Source organism: Bradyrhizobium sp. UFLA05-89, assembly GCF_059803475.1.
The window spans coordinates 34,302-50,090 of record NZ_JBANBA010000047.1 but is presented as its reverse complement, the minus strand read 5'-3'; the positions used below and the strand labels follow the sequence as shown (position 1 = coordinate 50,090).

At 63.7% G+C, this 15,789-nt stretch carries 13 protein-coding genes; 8 read left to right on the top strand and 5 right to left on the bottom strand.

Translation table 11 applies throughout. The features are described from left to right. Positions 1–8: 8 nt before the first annotated feature. Positions 9–1,826, bottom strand: coding sequence for an extracellular solute-binding protein (locus tag SO139_RS23780; RefSeq protein ID WP_449381723.1), 1,818 nt, complete (start codon positions 1,824–1,826; stop codon positions 9–11). Positions 1,827–2,092: 266 nt separating this feature from the next. On the opposite strand from SO139_RS23780, the gene SO139_RS23775 reads away from it, so the two are divergent. Then, positions 2,093–2,911 (top strand): invasion associated locus B family protein, encoded by an 819-nt coding sequence (locus SO139_RS23775; protein ID WP_449381722.1) that lies wholly within the window; start codon positions 2,093–2,095, stop codon positions 2,909–2,911. 80 nt (positions 2,912–2,991) lie between these two features. Here the strand turns inward: SO139_RS23775 and hspQ are convergent, their stop codons facing one another. Then, the gene (hspQ, locus tag SO139_RS23770) at positions 2,992–3,324 is read right to left on the bottom strand and encodes a heat shock protein HspQ (RefSeq protein ID WP_027523411.1); all 333 of its coding nucleotides are present in this window, start codon (positions 3,322–3,324) and stop codon (positions 2,992–2,994) included. A gap of 106 nt (positions 3,325–3,430) precedes the next feature. Between hspQ and SO139_RS23765 the strand changes: the two genes are divergently transcribed. Continuing rightward, positions 3,431–4,384 (top strand): AEC family transporter, encoded by a 954-nt coding sequence (locus SO139_RS23765; RefSeq protein ID WP_449381721.1) that lies wholly within the window; start codon positions 3,431–3,433, stop codon positions 4,382–4,384. Between the two features lie 9 nt (positions 4,385–4,393). Here SO139_RS23765 and SO139_RS23760 read toward each other — a convergent pair whose 3' ends face one another. Next, positions 4,394–5,578, bottom strand: a complete 1,185-nt coding sequence (locus SO139_RS23760) for a UbiH/UbiF family hydroxylase (RefSeq protein ID WP_449381720.1) — start codon at positions 5,576–5,578, stop codon at positions 4,394–4,396. Positions 5,579–5,709: 131 nt separating this feature from the next. Between SO139_RS23760 and pcsA the strand changes: the two genes are divergently transcribed. The 4 genes from pcsA to metG all read left to right on the top strand — a co-directional run bounded on the left by pcsA (position 5,710) and on the right by metG (position 10,155). Then, positions 5,710–6,435: a phosphatidylcholine synthase gene (gene pcsA, locus SO139_RS23755; protein WP_449381719.1), complete on the top strand. Its 726-nt coding sequence runs from the start codon at positions 5,710–5,712 to the stop codon at positions 6,433–6,435. Continuing rightward, positions 6,432–7,157 carry a TerC family protein gene (locus tag SO139_RS23750; RefSeq protein ID WP_449381718.1) on the top strand — a complete coding sequence of 242 codons (726 nt, stop codon included), beginning with the start codon at positions 6,432–6,434 and terminating at the stop codon, positions 7,155–7,157. The genes pcsA and SO139_RS23750 overlap by 4 nt, the downstream gene beginning before the upstream one ends. Positions 7,158–7,248: 91 nt before the next feature. Then, complete coding sequence (locus SO139_RS23745; protein WP_449381717.1) at positions 7,249–8,223, top strand: quinone oxidoreductase family protein; 975 nt, start codon at positions 7,249–7,251, stop codon at positions 8,221–8,223. A gap of 249 nt (positions 8,224–8,472) precedes the next feature. Continuing rightward, positions 8,473–10,155, top strand: coding sequence for a methionine--tRNA ligase (gene metG / locus SO139_RS23740; RefSeq protein WP_449381716.1), 1,683 nt, complete (start codon positions 8,473–8,475; stop codon positions 10,153–10,155). A 51-nt stretch (positions 10,156–10,206) separates the two neighbouring features. Here metG and SO139_RS23735 read toward each other — a convergent pair whose 3' ends face one another. Next, positions 10,207–11,403: an acetylornithine transaminase gene (locus tag SO139_RS23735; RefSeq protein ID WP_449381715.1), complete on the bottom strand. Its 1,197-nt coding sequence runs from the start codon at positions 11,401–11,403 to the stop codon at positions 10,207–10,209. Between the two features lie 728 nt (positions 11,404–12,131). Here SO139_RS23735 and SO139_RS23730 point away from each other — a divergent pair. Then, a complete protein-coding gene (locus SO139_RS23730; protein ID WP_449381714.1) occupies positions 12,132–13,082 on the top strand; it encodes a hypothetical protein in 951 nt (316 codons plus the stop codon). Positions 13,083–13,168: 86 nt separating this feature from the next. After that, positions 13,169–14,431 carry a methyl-accepting chemotaxis protein gene (locus SO139_RS23725; protein ID WP_449381713.1) on the top strand — a complete coding sequence of 421 codons (1,263 nt, stop codon included), beginning with the start codon at positions 13,169–13,171 and terminating at the stop codon, positions 14,429–14,431. A gap of 23 nt (positions 14,432–14,454) precedes the next feature. On the opposite strand, the gene rimO is transcribed toward SO139_RS23725, so the two are convergent. Next, positions 14,455–15,780, bottom strand: coding sequence for a 30S ribosomal protein S12 methylthiotransferase RimO (gene rimO / locus SO139_RS23720; protein WP_449381712.1), 1,326 nt, complete (start codon positions 15,778–15,780; stop codon positions 14,455–14,457). Between the last annotated feature and the right edge of the window lie 9 nt (positions 15,781–15,789).

Sequence of the window (15,789 nt, the reverse complement as noted above, 5' to 3'; positions counted from 1 at the left end):
TTGCCTTTTTACTTGCTCGGGGCGTCCACCTTCTGCCACCAGGTCTCCGGCAGATAACCGGATAACGCGATAGCCGATGGCCGTTCTATCCGATTCCAACGCGCGATCCATTGCTCCGATACGTTAAACAGGGGGATCGTGTAGAAGCCGGCGATCAAGGCACGGTCGAGCGCCCGGACGGCGGAGACGAATTCCGTATGATCACGGGCCTCCAGCAGGGCTGCGATCATTGCGTCGACAGCCGGGTCCTTTGCGCCCATGTAGTTGCGGGTGCCGGGATTGTCGGCGGCGGCGCTGCCCCAGTAGAACGATTGCTCGTTGCCCGGCGAGAGTGATTGGTCCCAGCGGTTCTGGATCATGTCGAACTCGTATCCGAGCCGGCGCTGGTCGAACTGCACCGGATCGACCGAGCGCACGGTCGGCTCGATGCCGGCTCGCTTGAGGTCACGTGCGAAGGCGAGCGCAATGCGCTCCTGGTCGCGCGTGCTTACCAGTATCTCGAAGGTGAAGGGCGCTTTCGTCGCGCGGTTGCGCAGCACCGTGCCGTCGAGATCGTAGCCCGCCTCCGACAAGAGCTTCAGTGCCGCGCGCAGCGTGGCGCGGTCACGCCCCGAGCCGTCTGTCACGGGCAGGCGGTAGCTGCCGTCCATGACGTCCGGCCGGATCTGCGCCGCGTACGGCTTCAGAAGTTCCTGCTCGCGCGCGTCGGCCGGGCGGCCATAGGCGGAGAGGTCCGAGCCCGCGAAGTAGCCGGCTACGCGCGAATAGAGCCCGAAGAAGTAGCTGCGGTTGACCAGCTCGAAGTCGAACAGCAGCGTCAATGCCTGCCGAACGCGAATGTCGGCAAACATCGGGCGGCGGGTGTTGAACACCAGAAATTCCGAGGGCTGCGGCAAACCCGGCTTGATGGTGTCGCGGATCACTGCGCCGGTCTTGACGGCCGGGAAGTCGTATGCGTCGTGCCAGCGCAGCGGCTCGGTCTCGACGCGAAAGTCATAGAGGCCGCGCTTGAAGGCTTCGAACTGGCCGTTGGCCTCGCGATAATAATCGAGCCTGATCTCGTCGAAATTGTAGAGGCCGCGATTGACCGGCAGGTCGCGGCCCCAATAGTCGGGATTTCGGGTCAGCGTCACGCTGGTGCCGGGCTTGACCGCGCTGACGCGATAGGGGCCCGAGCCGGTCGGGCCGATCATCGTCGTCTCCTCGAAGGTTGCGACATCCACCGCGTGCCTGGGCAAGATCGGCATCAGACCGAGGATCAGCGGCAGTTCCCTGTCGTTGGCGCCAGTGAGATCGAAGCGAACGGTGAGGGGATCCGGCGTCTCCGCCTTGGCGACCTTGGCGTAGTATTGCCGGTGGTTGGGCCGGCCATGGTCACGCAGGAGTTGCCAGGAGAACAGCACGTCCTCGGCGAGGACCGGTGTTCCGTCGGAGAACCGCGCGCGCGGATCGAGGTGGAATGTCACGTAAGTCCGGTCGTTGTCGGTTTCGACCGTCTTCGCGAGCAGGCCATACAGCGTGAAAGCCTCGTCATTGCCGCGTGCCAGCAGGCTTTCGATGACGTAGCTGCGGACTTGCTGGACCGCGATGCCCCTGACAATGAACGGATTGAGGCTGTCGAAGGTGCCGAGCACCGACCAAATCAGCCGGCCGCCCTTGGGCGCATCGGGGTTGGCGTAGGGCATGTGGGTGAAATCGGGCGACAGCGCAGGCTTGCCATGCATAGCAATGGCGTAGCTTTCGTCCGCTTTGGCCGGGACGGACCTCAAGCCCGCGAGAGCAAGCGCTACGCAGGCCGCGGCGGCTAAGCGCAGGCACTTAGACATGAACAACGGCGCGCGGATTGATTCGGAGACCGGTCACGCCCAAACCCTAGCATATGCCTTCGTCTTAAGCCTCTCTGCCCACTTCAAACATGCTTGTCGGCATTGATCTTTTCGTCCGCCACGTTAAGAAGGCGGGCAATCGCGCAGGAGCGTCGAACTTGTCACGTTTCCGCCTCTATTGATGGGGAGACAGCCGCGCCAAGGCGGCTCAGTATCGGTGCTTAGGAGCGGTTCGGGCACTTCCCGTTCAGAAAGGGTTTTCCGCAATGAATTTCCGTATTTTGGCCGCGTCGGTCCGGCCGCGCGGGCGCCTTCTCGCCCTTTTGACGGCCTCGGCACTGGTTGTTCCGTTCGCCGTCCAGGCTCAGACCGCAACGCCTGCTCCGGCGGCGCCGAAGGCAGCTCCGAAAGCCGCGCCGAAGGCAGCTCCCAAGGCGCCCGCGCCCGCCGCACCGGCGCCGCAGGCTCAGGGTCAGGCACCCGCCGCCGGCGCTCCGCCAGCCGGCGCACCGCCCGCCGATCAGCAACAGCAGCAGGTCCAGCTGATCTACGCGCCCTGGACCAAGTTCTGCCTGAAGGGCCAGGACGCCAATGCCAAGCAGGTCTGCTTCACCGGAAAGGACGGCCGCATCGAGTCCGGCCAGCCGGTGATCGCCGCCGTGATCATCGAGCCGGAAGGCGAGCCGAAGAAGATTCTTCGCGTCACGCTGCCGCTCGGCATGCAGCTCGTTCACGGCACGCGCATCATCGTCGACAACAATCCGCCGCTGCAGAGCCCCTATGTGATCTGCTTCGCGAACGGCTGCATGTCGGACTATGAGGCGACCGCCGAACTCATCAACAACCTGAAGAAGGGCCAGAACCTGGTGGTTCAGGCGATCAACGCCAATGGCGCGCCGCTGACGCTGCCGCTGCCGCTGGCAGGTGAGTTCGCCAAGGCCTATGACGGTCCGCCGACCGATCCGAAGGTGTTCGAAGAGAACCAGAAGAAGCTCCAGGAAGAGCTTCAGAAGAAGGCCGACGAGCAGCGCAAGAAGCTCGAGCAGAGCGGTCAGGCGACGCCCGCACCTTCGGCCCAGAAGTGATCGGGCCAACGCGGAACACGAAAAAGGCGCTCGATTGAGCGCCTTTTTTTATTGGCTTGATTGGCCGAATTCGAAACGGATCAATTGAGCGACGGATTGCGCGGGCGATAGCCTCCCGACTTGTCCTTCACGAAGATCTCGGCGACCTGCGAATGCCGGATCGGCTCGCCGGAATCATCGGGCAACAGGTTCTGCTCGGACACGTAGGCGACGTATTCCGACTCCGCGTTTTCCGCCAGCAGGTGGTAGAACGGCTGATCCTTGTGGGGCCGGACCTCCTCAGGGATCGACAGCCACCATTCCTCGGTGTTGTTGAATTCCGGATCGATGTCGAAGATCACGCCCCGGAACGAGAAGATCCGGTGGCGCACGACCTGTCCGATCTGGAATTTGGCGGTCCGCGCTTTAATCATGCTTCGTCGATAGACCAGGATTGTGGCCGATGCTAGTGCCCTTGCTTGGAATTAACCCGCGGAGGCGGGGCGGATAGCCCCGATTACCTTAGAAATCACTTCATAAATGGTCGATATCCTCAATCTGGCCCTACCTTATTTCGGCCTGATCTTCGTCGGTTTCGCCTGCGGTAAGGCCAAGTCCCTGCCCGAGTCAGGCCTCGCCTGGATGAACTTTTTCCTACTCTACGTGTCGTTGCCGGCGCTGCTCTTTGCGATCATGTCGAAGACGCCGTTCTCCGAGCTGAACAACCCGCCGTTCCTCGTTGCGACCACGCTGTCGACGGTTGCGGCGTTCAGCATTGCGCTCATTGTCGGAAGGGTCCTTGGCCGGCTGTCGCTGCGCGAGGCAACGCTTGCGGGGCTCTCCGGCGGCTATGGCAATATCGGCTATATGGGCCCGGGGCTCGCGCTTGCGGTGCTCGGACCGAAGGCTGCGGCGCCGACCGCGCTGATCTTCTGCTGCGACAGCATCTTCCTCTTCACGATCGTGCCGCTCCTGATCGAGCTCTCCGACCGCGATCATCCCTCGATCCTGCACGCCTTTGGCGTCGTGCTGAAGCAGATCCTGCTCAACCCTTTGATTATGTCGGCCTGCTTTGGCGCGGCTGTTGCGGCGCTCCATATCGAGCTTCCGGTCGCGCTCGATCGCACCATCACCTTCCTGCAAAATGCCGCAGCTCCTACGGCACTGTTCGTACTCGGCGTCACCGTGGCGCTGCGGCCTTTCGATCGAGTCCCATGGGAGGTGCCAGGTGTGATCGCGGTCAAGTTGCTGATCCATCCGCTCACTTCGTTCGCGCTGATGCTGGCGTTCGGGCCGTTCGCGCAACCCTGGGCCGCGACCGCCGTGCTGATGGCCTCGCTGCCGCCGGCGCTGAACGTGTTCGTCATCGCGCGTCAGAATGACGCCTGGATCGAGCCTGCCTCGGTTGCGGTGCTGCTCGGGACGTTTGCGTCGGTGGTCACGTTGACCAGCGTGATGTGGTTCATCCAGACCGGCCGGCTGGCTTTTCCGTGAGCCGCCAAATTACCGTCGCCACGTTGGCGCCAATCCTTCACGCATCGCGAGACGCCGCAGCGGGCCGATGGCGCCGAGCAGGTGCATGCCGACGGCGCGGACCGGCTGCAGCGGCAGGAAATCGTTCAGCAGCGAACGGTTCGCCATATCGATCATGAAGGTGCGGCTCAGAATGTCGGGACGACGGGCCCAGTCGTAGCGCTTGAGCACCTCGTCAGCACCGGGATCGCAGCCTGCCGCGATCGCCTCTCCGGCGAGCCTCGCCATATCGGCGGCATCCCGCAGGCCGAGATTGAGGCCCTGCGCGCCAATCGGGGGAACCACATGGGCCGCTTCGCCGACGAGCGCGATGCGGTCGCGGGCGAAAGCCTTCGGCCGCTCAATCGCTAGCGAAAACAAGTTGCGGCCCGGTTCCACGGTCATCCGGCCCAGGATGGAATGCGATTGCTTCTCGATCGCCGTCGAGAGTTCCTCGTCGCTCAGGGCCCTGAGCCGCTCGGCTTCCGCAGGCGAGGTCACCCAGACGATGCTGCTTCGATCGCCCGGCAGCGGCACGAACACGCAAGGTCCATGCGGCGTGTGGAACTCGGTCGAGACGTTGCGATGCGGCCGGGAATGGCTGACGTTGAAGGTCAGCGCCGTCTGCTTCAGATCGCGCCGCGTGACGTCGATGCCGGCGGCCTCGCGGCACAGTGAATGCCGGCCGTCGGCGCCGACCACGAGGTGCGCCGTGAGATACCGCCCCGCGGCGGTGCGGATCGCGACAGCCTCGGCCTCGGCGAGGACGCTGTCAGCCTCGTCATCGAAGCGAACGAGATTGGCAAGCTCGGTGGCGCGCGCCTCCAGCGCCTGCATCAGCGAGCGGTTGTCGATGTTGTAGCCGAACGCGTCGAGACCGATCTCATGGCAGGAGAACCGCACCTCGGGCGCGCGGATCAGTCGGCCAGTGTCGTCGACAAGCCGCATCGCCTCGAGCGGTGCGGACTTGTCGCTACAGCGCGACCAGATCCCGAGCCCGTCCAGGAATTCAACGGAGCCGCCGAGCAGCGCGGTGGTGCGGTTGTCGGAATAGGGCGCGCGCCGCGCCACCAGCGCCGTGCGTGCGCCGGTCTCCGCCAGCGCGATGGCCGCGGCGATGCCCGCCGGTCCACCGCCGATCACGGCCGCGTCAAAAGGTGCTGCTAGATCTGTCATGACCGGACATTTGACATGCCCGGCGGTAATTTCAAGCCGCTGTTTCGCGCGAATTTGTCGCGAATTGCACGGCCGGACATTGCCGCGCCTTATGTGCAAATCGTTCTCATTCTGATAGCACTGCGCCAGCCATGGATACCCCGCAGGATTCTCTCAACCCCACGCCGGCCGCCCGTGCCGCGGCCTTCTCCGTGCATATCTTCACGGCGTTCGGCGGCGCGGTCGCGCTGCTGGCGATGCTGGAAGCCGTGCGCGAGCATTGGGCGGCGATGTTTCAGTGGCTCGGCGTCGCCCTGATCATCGACGCGATCGACGGGCCGATTGCGCGCAGGCTGAACGTCAAGAACGTGCAGCCGAACTGGTCGGGCGATGTGCTCGACCTCGTGGTCGATTTCGTCACCTATGTGTTCGTGCCGGCCTATGCGATCGTGGCGAGCGGCCTGCTCCTGCCCGTCGCGGCGCCACTGCTCGGGGTCGCCATCATCGTCACCAGCGCGCTCTATTTCGCCGACCTGCGCATGAAGGCAGAGGACAACCATTTCCGCGGCTTTCCGGCGCTGTGGAACGCTGCGGCGTTCTATCTGTTCCTGTTGCACTGGCCGCCATTGTGGTCGACGCTGCTGGTTGCGGCGCTGGTCGTCCTCACCTTCGTTCCCTTCCACGTGCTGCATCCGGTCCGCGTGGTGCGGCTGCGCTGGCTCACGATGACGTTGATCGTGATCTGGGCCGTGCTCGGCCTCTATGCGCTGGAGATGGATTTCCAGGTCGCCACTGCGGTGAAGGTCGCGCTGTGCGCGATCGCGCTCTGGATTGTCGGCAGCGACGCCGTGATCAGGATGGCTAGATCCTTCGCATGATGCATCTCATCACCAGCCCGGAGGCCTGGGCCGCGCTTCTCACCTTGACCTCGCTCGAGATCGTGCTCGGCATCGACAACGTCATCTTCCTGTCGGTGATGGTGTCGCGTATTCCCGAGAAACAGGCGCATCGCGCCCGTCAGATTGGGCTCGCGCTGGCCCTGGTGTTCCGCATCATCCTGCTCAGCGTCCTCGTCTGGTTGATCGGCCTGACCCAGCCGGTGTTCTCGCTCAGGGGGTATGATTTCTCCTGGCGCGATCTCATCCTGATCGGCGGCGGCATGTTCCTGATCGCGAAAGCGACCCACGAGATCCATGCCGAGGTCGATGCGGATGACGAGGACGGCGAGGACAATTCCGGCCGCCGGGCCTTCTTCTGGGTGATCGCCCAGATCGTCGTCATCGACATCGTGTTCTCGCTGGATTCCATCATCACCGCAATCGGCATGGCGCAGGATCTGGAGATCATGATCGCGGCTGTCGTGATCGCCTGCCTCGTGATGTACATTTCCTCGGGACCGGTGGCGCGATTTGTTGCGGAGCATCCCACCACCAAGATGCTGGCGCTGGCATTTCTGGTGCTGATCGGCGTCGCGCTGGTGGCCGACGGATTCAAGTTTCACATTCCGCGCGGCTACATCTACTTCGCAATTGCGTTCTCGGCGGCGGTCGAATTCTTCAACGTGTTGGCCAAGCGCAATCGCAGGAAGGCCGGCAAATAGGCCGGTTTGTCCGGTCCGCTTCTTGCGTCGAGTTGACAACGCAGGCGTGATGGCTTTCGCTTGCGCTCAACAAGAACGAGGAGGTCAGGTGATGACCAAAGCCGTCCGCGTGCACCAGGTCGGAGGCCCCGAAGTCCTGGTCTATGAGAGCGTCGAGGTGCCGGCGCCGGGACCGGGCGAGGTGCGCATTCGCCAGCACGCGGTCGGGTTGAACTTCATCGACGTCTATTTCCGCACCGGCCTCTACAAGGCTCCGGGACTTCCCTTCATCGCCGGCAACGAGGCGGCGGGCGAGGTGGTCTCCGTCGGTCCCGGCGTGACGAATTTCCACCCCGGTGACCGCGTCGCCTACTACCACAATCTCGGTGCCTACACCGGCGAGCGCAACATCCCCTGGGAGCGGCTCGTCAAGCTGCCCGACCACATCACCTACGAGCAGGGCGCCGTGCTGATGCTGAAGGGGCTCACCGTCTGGTATCTCCTGCACAAGACCTTCAGGGTCGAGCCACATCATCGCGTGCTGATCCATGCCGCCGCCGGCGGCATCGGCCTGCTCGCCTGCCAATGGGCGAGGGCGCTCGGGGCCCATGTCATCGGCACCGTCGGCTCGCGCCAGAAGGCGGAGCTTGCAGAGGCCAACGGTTGCGACCACGTCATCCTCTACAACGAGGAGGATTTCGTCGCGCGCGTCAAACAAATCAGCCGCAACGAAGGCTGTGACGTCGTCTATGACGGCGTCGGCAAGGCGACTTTCCCCGGCTCGCTGTCCTGCCTGAAGCCGCGCGGCATGTTCGTCTCATTTGGCAATGCCTCCGGACCCGTGCCGCCATTCGCGATCGCCGAGCTCAACACTCACGGCTCGCTGTTTGCGACCCGGCCCAAGCTAAACGACTATATCGGCAAGCGCTCGGAATTGCTGGAAGGCGCCGATACGCTGTTCGCCGCCGTGATCAGCGGCAAGCTGCACGTCCCGATCAACCACGCCTATGCATTGAAGGACGCGGCGAAGGCGCATATCGATCTCGAAAGCCGTGCCACCACGGGCGCGTCGATATTGAAGCCGTAAGCCGGCTTGATTGCGTCCACGAAACGATGCTACCTTGCGGGGTAGAGGATATTGCCAGTGATCTTTGGGAACGCACGATTCCTGAATCGAATGCCCCGGCCCGACCGCGAGGAGGTTTGCCGGATGGGATAGTGCGCGCATATTGCGTGCCGAGCGTGAGCTGAATCCAAGCCCTTCCGGTCCCGCGGGAGGGCTTTTTTTATTGCTTTCGGATTCAGCGCTACTCCAACGCAAAAAAGAGCGCTTCCCATGACCAAAATTCTCATCAGCAGTGCGCTGCCCTATGTGAACGGCGTCAAACATCTCGGAAATCTCGTCGGCTCACTGCTTCCCGCCGATGTGCACGCACGCTTCAGGCGACAGATCGGCGACGATGTGCTGTTCGTCTGCGCCACGGACGAGCACGGCACGCCGGCCGAACTTGGCGCGCTCAGAGCGGGACAGGAGATCGGCGACTTCTGTGCGCGGCAGCACGCGATACAGGCCGATATCTATCGCCGCTTCGATCTCTCTTTCGACCATTTCGGCCGCACGTCATCGCCGCAGAACGCCGCGTTGACGCAACACTTCTATCGCAAGCTCGACGCGGCAGGATTGATTGAGGAGCGCGAATTACAGCAGGTCTGGTCTCCGGTCGACCAGCGTTTTCTGCCGGACCGCTATGTGCTCGGCACCTGTCCCCATTGCGGCCACGGTGAGGCGAGGGGTGATCAGTGCGATGCCTGCGGTGCACTGCTGGACCCGGACGAACTGATCGCGCCGCGTTCGGCGCTCTCGGGAGACTCGGGTCTCGAGATCCGTGCAACCGGGCATCTGTTTTTGCGCCAGTCCCTCCTCGTCGGAAAATTGCGCGCCTGGATCGACAGTCGCGCGGGCTGGCCGCCCTTCGTGGTGTCGACGGCGAGGAGCTGGTTGACCGCGGCGCTGAGGGATCGCTGCATCACGCGCGATCTCTCCTGGGGAATTCCAGTGCCGCGTGCCGGTTTCGAGAACAAGGTATTTTATGTCTGGTTCGACGCGCCGATCGGCTACATTGCCGCGACGCAGGAATGGGCCGCTGCCGGCCCATGCCGCGATTGGCAGCGCTGGTGGTGGCAGGCCGACGATGTCAGGTACATCCAGTTTCTCGGCAAGGACAATGTGCCGTTTCACGCCGTCAGCTTTCCCGCGACGCTGATCGGATCGAACGAACCCTGGAAGACGGTCGACGTCATCAAGGGCTTTCATTGGCTCACCCATGAGGGCGGTAAGTTCTCCACCAGCGCACAACGTGGTGTCTTCACCGACGCTGCCCTGGAGGCGCTGCCGGCCGACTACTGGCGCTGGTGGCTGGTCGCCAACGCACCGGAAAGCGCGGATACGGACTTCACTGTCAGGCGGTTCATCACTGATGTGAACAAAGACCTCGCAGACGTCTTTGGAAATCTTGCCAATCGGATCATTAGCTTTGCGCATGTTGCCTTCGACGGCCGCATTCCGGACGGCGGCAAGCCTTCCGGGCTTGAGCTCGCACTGGCAGCCGACCTTGACCGGCGCATCGCTTCGCTGCGGCAGCATCACGAAGCGTTGGAGTTCCGCGCCTCTGCCGCGGAGACGCGGGCGTTCTGGAGTGTGGCCAACGCCTATCTCCAGCAGGCGGCGCCGTGGACTGCGATCAAGTCGGATCCTGCACGGGCGGCGGTTGTGACACGGACGGGCCTGAATCTGGTGCGGCTCTCGGCGGTGCTCGCATGGAGCATCATCCCCACTTTATCCGACGCCGTCCTGCGCGCCTTCGGCGCTGACAAAGGTGTTCCGGGCTGGCCCGCTCAGTCCTGCCACTCGCTGCTCGACAGCCACGCCGGTGAGGCGGTAGCGCAGCTCGGCCCGATCGTCGAGAAAATCACCTCTGACAAGGCGCGCTATTTGACCGCGCGTTTTGGCGGCGATTGAAGCGTGGATGGCCGGGACAAGCCCGGCCATGACGGAGTGGATATGCCTACGCTACGCCACCCTCCGTGCCGCGCCCGCCTTGGTCAAAATCGCATCAAGGCAATCGATCATTTCGGCGATCTCCTCGCGCGTCACGTTGAGGGCCGGCATGAAGCGTAGCGTGTCGACTTGCGGCGCGTTGAGGAGGACGCCCTCTTCAAATGCCTGTGCGACGATGGCAGATGCGATCGGCAATTTCAGGTCGAGCGCCAGAAGCAGGCCGCGGCCGCGCACCTCGCCGAGGCCGTGCCGCGCCGAGACCTTCTGCAACTCGCTTTCGAGCAGCAGACCCGTGTCGGCGACGGCCTTCAAAAATTCCGGCTTGCCGACCTCTTCGAATACGGCGAGCCCGGCGGCGCACATCACGGGGTTGCCGTTGAACGTCCCGCCTTGATCGCCATGCTCGAAGCATGAGGCTTGTTCGGTCGCAAGCAGGGCGGCGAGTGGCACGCCGCCTCCGATGCCCTTGCCCAGCGTCATGATGTCGGGCGCAATCCCGGCATGCTCGTAGTGGAAGAGCTTTCCGGTCCGGCCCATGCCGGTCTGGATCTCGTCGAAGATCAGCAGGAGACCATGCGCCTTGGTGAGCGCGCGCAGCTCCTGCAAGAACTTGTCGGTCGCCGGCCACACGCCAGCTTCGCCCTGAATCGGCTCGAGCATCACGGCCACGGTGTTCGCGGTGATGAGCGCTTCGACGGAGGCGATGTCGTTCAGCGTCGCCTTCTTGAAGCCTGAGACTTTCGGCTCGAACAGCGGTTCAAATGCCTTCTTGCCCGACGCCGACATGGTAGCGAGAGTGCGGCCGTGGAAGCCGCCCGCGAAGGTGATGATCTCGAACGCACCGCCCTTGTGCCGGCTGCCATATTTCCGGGCCAGCTTGATCGCGCCCTCATTGGCCTCCGCGCCGGAATTGGCGAAGAACACCCGGTCGAAGCAACTGTTCTCGACCAGCGCCTGCGCGAGCTTGAGGCTCGGCTCGTTGTAGAAGGCGGGGCTCGGCGTCAGCAGTCGCTTGGCCTGAGCCGCAAGCGCATCGGCGACCGCCGGCGGTGAATGGCCGAGGCAGTTGACCGCCCATCCCTGCACGAAATCGAGATAGCGCTTGCGGCCGTCGTCCCAGAGGTAGGAGCCCGCGCCGCGGACGAACACGGCCTTCGGCCGTGCGGTGATGTCCATCAGCGCATCATACGGATGGGTAGCGTTGGTCATATCAGACTCCTCTTGGGGGCAGGGACGATCTTCGGGAAAAAGACGCGCGAAATAGCAAGAAGGCCGCACTTTGCGGGTGCGGCCTTCTCGAAAACTCTGCTGATGTCAGTGCTTCAGCGGCGTCGTCGGACATGGCGCAACCCATCATCGTCGCGGGTGCGACGACGGAAAGCTGCGCGGCGGTGGGTCCGAGAAGAGGTCATGGGTCGCGGCCATACAGCCGAAGGGCAGGGTTTGTCAAGCTGCTCCGCGAGGGGGGCCGGTCGATGCGGTGCCGGCTTCAGGTGAATCGCGACGACTCTTCACCGTCGTCTTCGCCCCAATCGGCGCCGGCGATCGACCTCGAAGCACGGCGCGATGTTGCTCGCGCGCTGCGGTTGCGGATTACTCGACGCCCCAGCGCGAACACGTGGCTATAGTCTCGCTTGGCCAAATAGGATTTGCCGCGAAAAGCGGATCATGTCGCGTGCGAAGCACTGTTCGCGCAGCTCGGACGGTGAGGGCGTCTGCGCCTTCGTTCGACGTGGGGCGGCGAGCGAGGGCACCAGCAGTGCGAGAACGGCCGCAAAAGCCCTGAGATCAGCCCAAAATTCAGGTTTCATCCATCGCGCCCGCGCCGAACCATTTTCACGCCCGCGTGTTTGTACCTCTCAGGCGCCGTTTGGTTCGAACCAGGCCGGCGGCCTGCGCGACCAAGAAGACATCTCCATTCCGCCAGGCGGGCCCCCTTGTCCGAACCCTCCTATCGCATCGACGTCGACAGCATCCGCCGAGCCTTTCCGCCCGGCACCGAAGCGCCGCCCCTGCTGCTCGATTTTGCGGGCTGGCTGAAGGGGCGTCCCTGGGGCAGCGTCGGCTGCTTCGATCTGCGCGGACAGTTCGCCGATACCGCTCCGGTCTTCGACAGCAGCCCCTTGCGCGACAAGTTCGCCCTGTTCATGCGGCTGCCGGACGGCTCGGCCGTCGGCGCCTGGTATGGCGAGGGCCTGGACAGAGCCGATCCGCCCATCGTGGGACTTGGATCGGAAGGCGAATACGACATACTTGCTCCGTCATTGCCACGGCTGATCGCCAAGCTCGCGAGGCAGGAGTTCGAGCGTGCGTGGCATGATCTGGCGCCGAACGACGAGGTGGAATGCGAGACGGTGGAGCTAGCGCAGTGGTTGGCGAGGCGACTTTCCGATGTCGGGGTGACGCCACTGGAAGAGGCGTCATCGGACCTGCCCGACTTTCGTGGCTTCGTCGACAGATGGAGCAGGGAGCGCGAGACCTATTGGGCGAACCATCCGATGATGGCCGAACTCGGCTGGCGTCTCGCTGCGCATCTACCGAAAGGCAAAAATCCCTGGGACAAGACACGGTTCGAGGTCGCGATCGTCGGCGCGCAATATCAGGCGCGGGTCATGCGTTCCGGTCCGCAGTCGTTCAAGGAGGAGAAGGCGATCGAGCCGTTGCTGCGTGAATTGCGCGACGACATGCGCCGCGCGCAGCCGGAGCTCGGGCTTTGGTATTCGATGGATTTTGGCCTCTACGCCGACGGCCGCGTCATGCCGCGCTTCGACTATGACGAGCGTCCGACGATTGACGACGTCCCGGCGGAGCTGTCAGAGGCGAAGGCTGACCTCGCCCGCGCACCGCGGCCTGAGCGTTGGGTGCCGACCTGGCTCGCCGCAGGCTGACCTCGCCCCTAACGGCTCGCGACCATTAAGCTTTTGGTTAATATTCTCTTGCTATTCACTGGCCCGCTTCGAATTGGGGGGAGCGGATGAGATTCTTCGGGCGGCAGACAAGCCAGGGTCGCGACGGCCAGATCTGGCAAGCAATTTTCGAACGTTCGGTCGATGCGATCATGGTGCTGGCGGGACCCAAGATCATCGCCTGTAACGAGGCCGCGGTCAGATTCGGCGGCTATCGCAGCAAGGCCGATCTGTTGTCGCGCTCGCCGGCCGATATGGCTCCCGAATTCCAGGCGGATGGCCGCCGCTCGTCGGAGTACGTCAAGGAGACGCTTGCGCGGGCGATGAAGGACGGCCACGCCCGCTTCGAATGGATCACGCGCCGCGCGGATGGGCAGATGGTCCCGGTGCAGGTCACGCTCGTTCCCGCAGAGATCGATGGCCAGCCCGTCGTCATCAGCTATCGGCGGGACTTATCGGAGCTGATTGCCGCGCGGGAAGAGAAGAAGCGCGCCATCGCCAACCTTGCCGGCGAATTCGAGGAAACCATCGGCTCCATTGCCAATGCCGTGTCGTCGGCTGCCAAGGACGTAGAGGTGACGGCGGGCTCGCTCAGCTCGACTGCCGAGAACGCTGCGCAACGCGTTTCGACCGTCGCAGCTGCATCATCCGAGGCATCGACCAATGTTCAGTCGGTGGCTGGTGCGACCGAAGAGCTGTCGAGCTCGGTTGCCGAGATCAACCGCCAGGTCACGACCTCCTCGAACATTGCTGCCGAAGCGGTGGAGGCGTCCGCACGCACCAATGATCTCGTGAAGAGCCTGTCGGAGGCAGCGGCCAAGATCGGAGCGGTCACCGAGATGATCAATGCGATCGCAAGCCAGACCAATCTTCTGGCCTTGAACGCCACGATCGAGGCGGCGCGAGCCGGTGATGCCGGTCGCGGTTTCGCGGTCGTCGCTGCCGAGGTCAAGAGCCTGTCCAGCCAGACCGCCAAGGCGACCGAAGAGATCAGCGCTCATATCAGCGCCATGCAACGTGCAACGGACGATACTGTTGCGGCCATCCAGGGAATTGGCGGCACGATTGGACAGATCAGCGATATCGGCAAGACGATTGCCATTGCCGTCGAGCAGCAAGGTCATGCGACGCAGGAGATCGCGCGCTCCGTGAGCCAAGCGGCGGCAGGCACCAGCGGCGTCTCCGCAAATATCAATGCCGTCACGCGCACGATCGATGCCACGGGCACTGCTGCCAATGACATGCTCGGAGCTGCCGGTGAATTGTCACGACATGCAGTTGCGCTGCGCGACAAGGTGGCCGGGTTCCTGAAAGCCGTGCGCGCCGCGTAACGCGGGGCGCGCTCGGGTGAAGATCAAAATCCGGCGACGCTGCCGTGCAGATCGTAGGCGTCGGCGCGCTCGATCTTGGCGGTGACGATCTCGCCGACGCGCAAGGGACGGCGGCTCGACAGATAAACGGCGCCGTCGATCTCCGGCGCGTCCGACCTGGAGCGACCCTTCGCAACGGTCGGGCCAACCTCGTCGATGATGACCTGCTGGCGCGTGCCGACCTTGCGCTTGAGCCGTCGTGCCGAAATCTTCTGCTGGCGCGCCATCAGCGCGTTATAGCGCTCCTGCTTTACCTCATCCGGCACGGCGCCGGGCAGCGCGTTGGAGGTTGCACCCGCGACCGGCTCGTATTTGAAGCAGCCGACGCGATCGATCTCGGCTTCATCGAGCCAGTCGAGCAGATAGGCGAAGTCCGAATCGGTCTCGCCGGGGAAGCCGACGATGAAGGTCGAACGCAAAGCGAGATCGGGAGATTCCTCACGCCAGCGCTTGATCCGCGCCAGCGTCTTGTCCTGCGCCGCCGGCCGCTTCATCGCTTTGAGGACGTCTGGGCTCGCGTGCTGAAAGGGGATGTCGAGATAGGGCAGCACCTTGCCCTCGGTCATCAGCGCGATGACCTCGTCGACATGCGGGTAGGGGTAGACATATTGCAGCCGCACCCAGGCCCCGAACTCGCCGAGCTCGCGCGCGAGGTCGAGGAATCTGGCGCGGACCTGGCGGTCCTTCCACTGGCTCTCGGCATACTTCACGTCGACGCCATAGGCCGATGTGTCCTGCGAGATGACGAGCAGCTCCTTGACGCCGGCGCCGACCAGCCGCTCGGCTTCGCGCAGCACGTCATTGGCGGGGCGGGACACCAGGTCGCCGCGCAGCTTCGGGATGATGCAGAAGGTGCAGCGGTTGTTGCAGCCCTCGGAGATCTTCAAATAGGCGTAGTGGCGCGGCGTCAGCTTGATGCCCTGCGGCGGCACCAGGTCGAGATGCGGATTGTGCGCCGGCGGCAGCGCCCGGTGCACGGCATCGAGCACGGATTCGTATTGCTGCGGCCCCGTAATCGACAGCACGCCGGGATAGGCCTGCTCGATCTGCTCGGGCTCGGCGCCCATGCAGCCGGTCACGATCACCTTGCCGTTCTCGGCCATGGCCTCGCCGATCGCCGAAAGCGATTCCTGCTTGGCGCTGTCGAGGAAGCCGCAGGTGTTGACGATGACGATATCGGCCCCGTCATGCTTGCGGGCGAGCTCGTAGCCCTCGGCGCGCAGGCGCGTGATGATGCGCTCGGAATCCACCAATGCCTTGGGGCACCCGAGCGAAACGAAGCTGACCTTGGGCGCAGCCGTCTGATCCATACCTAAATC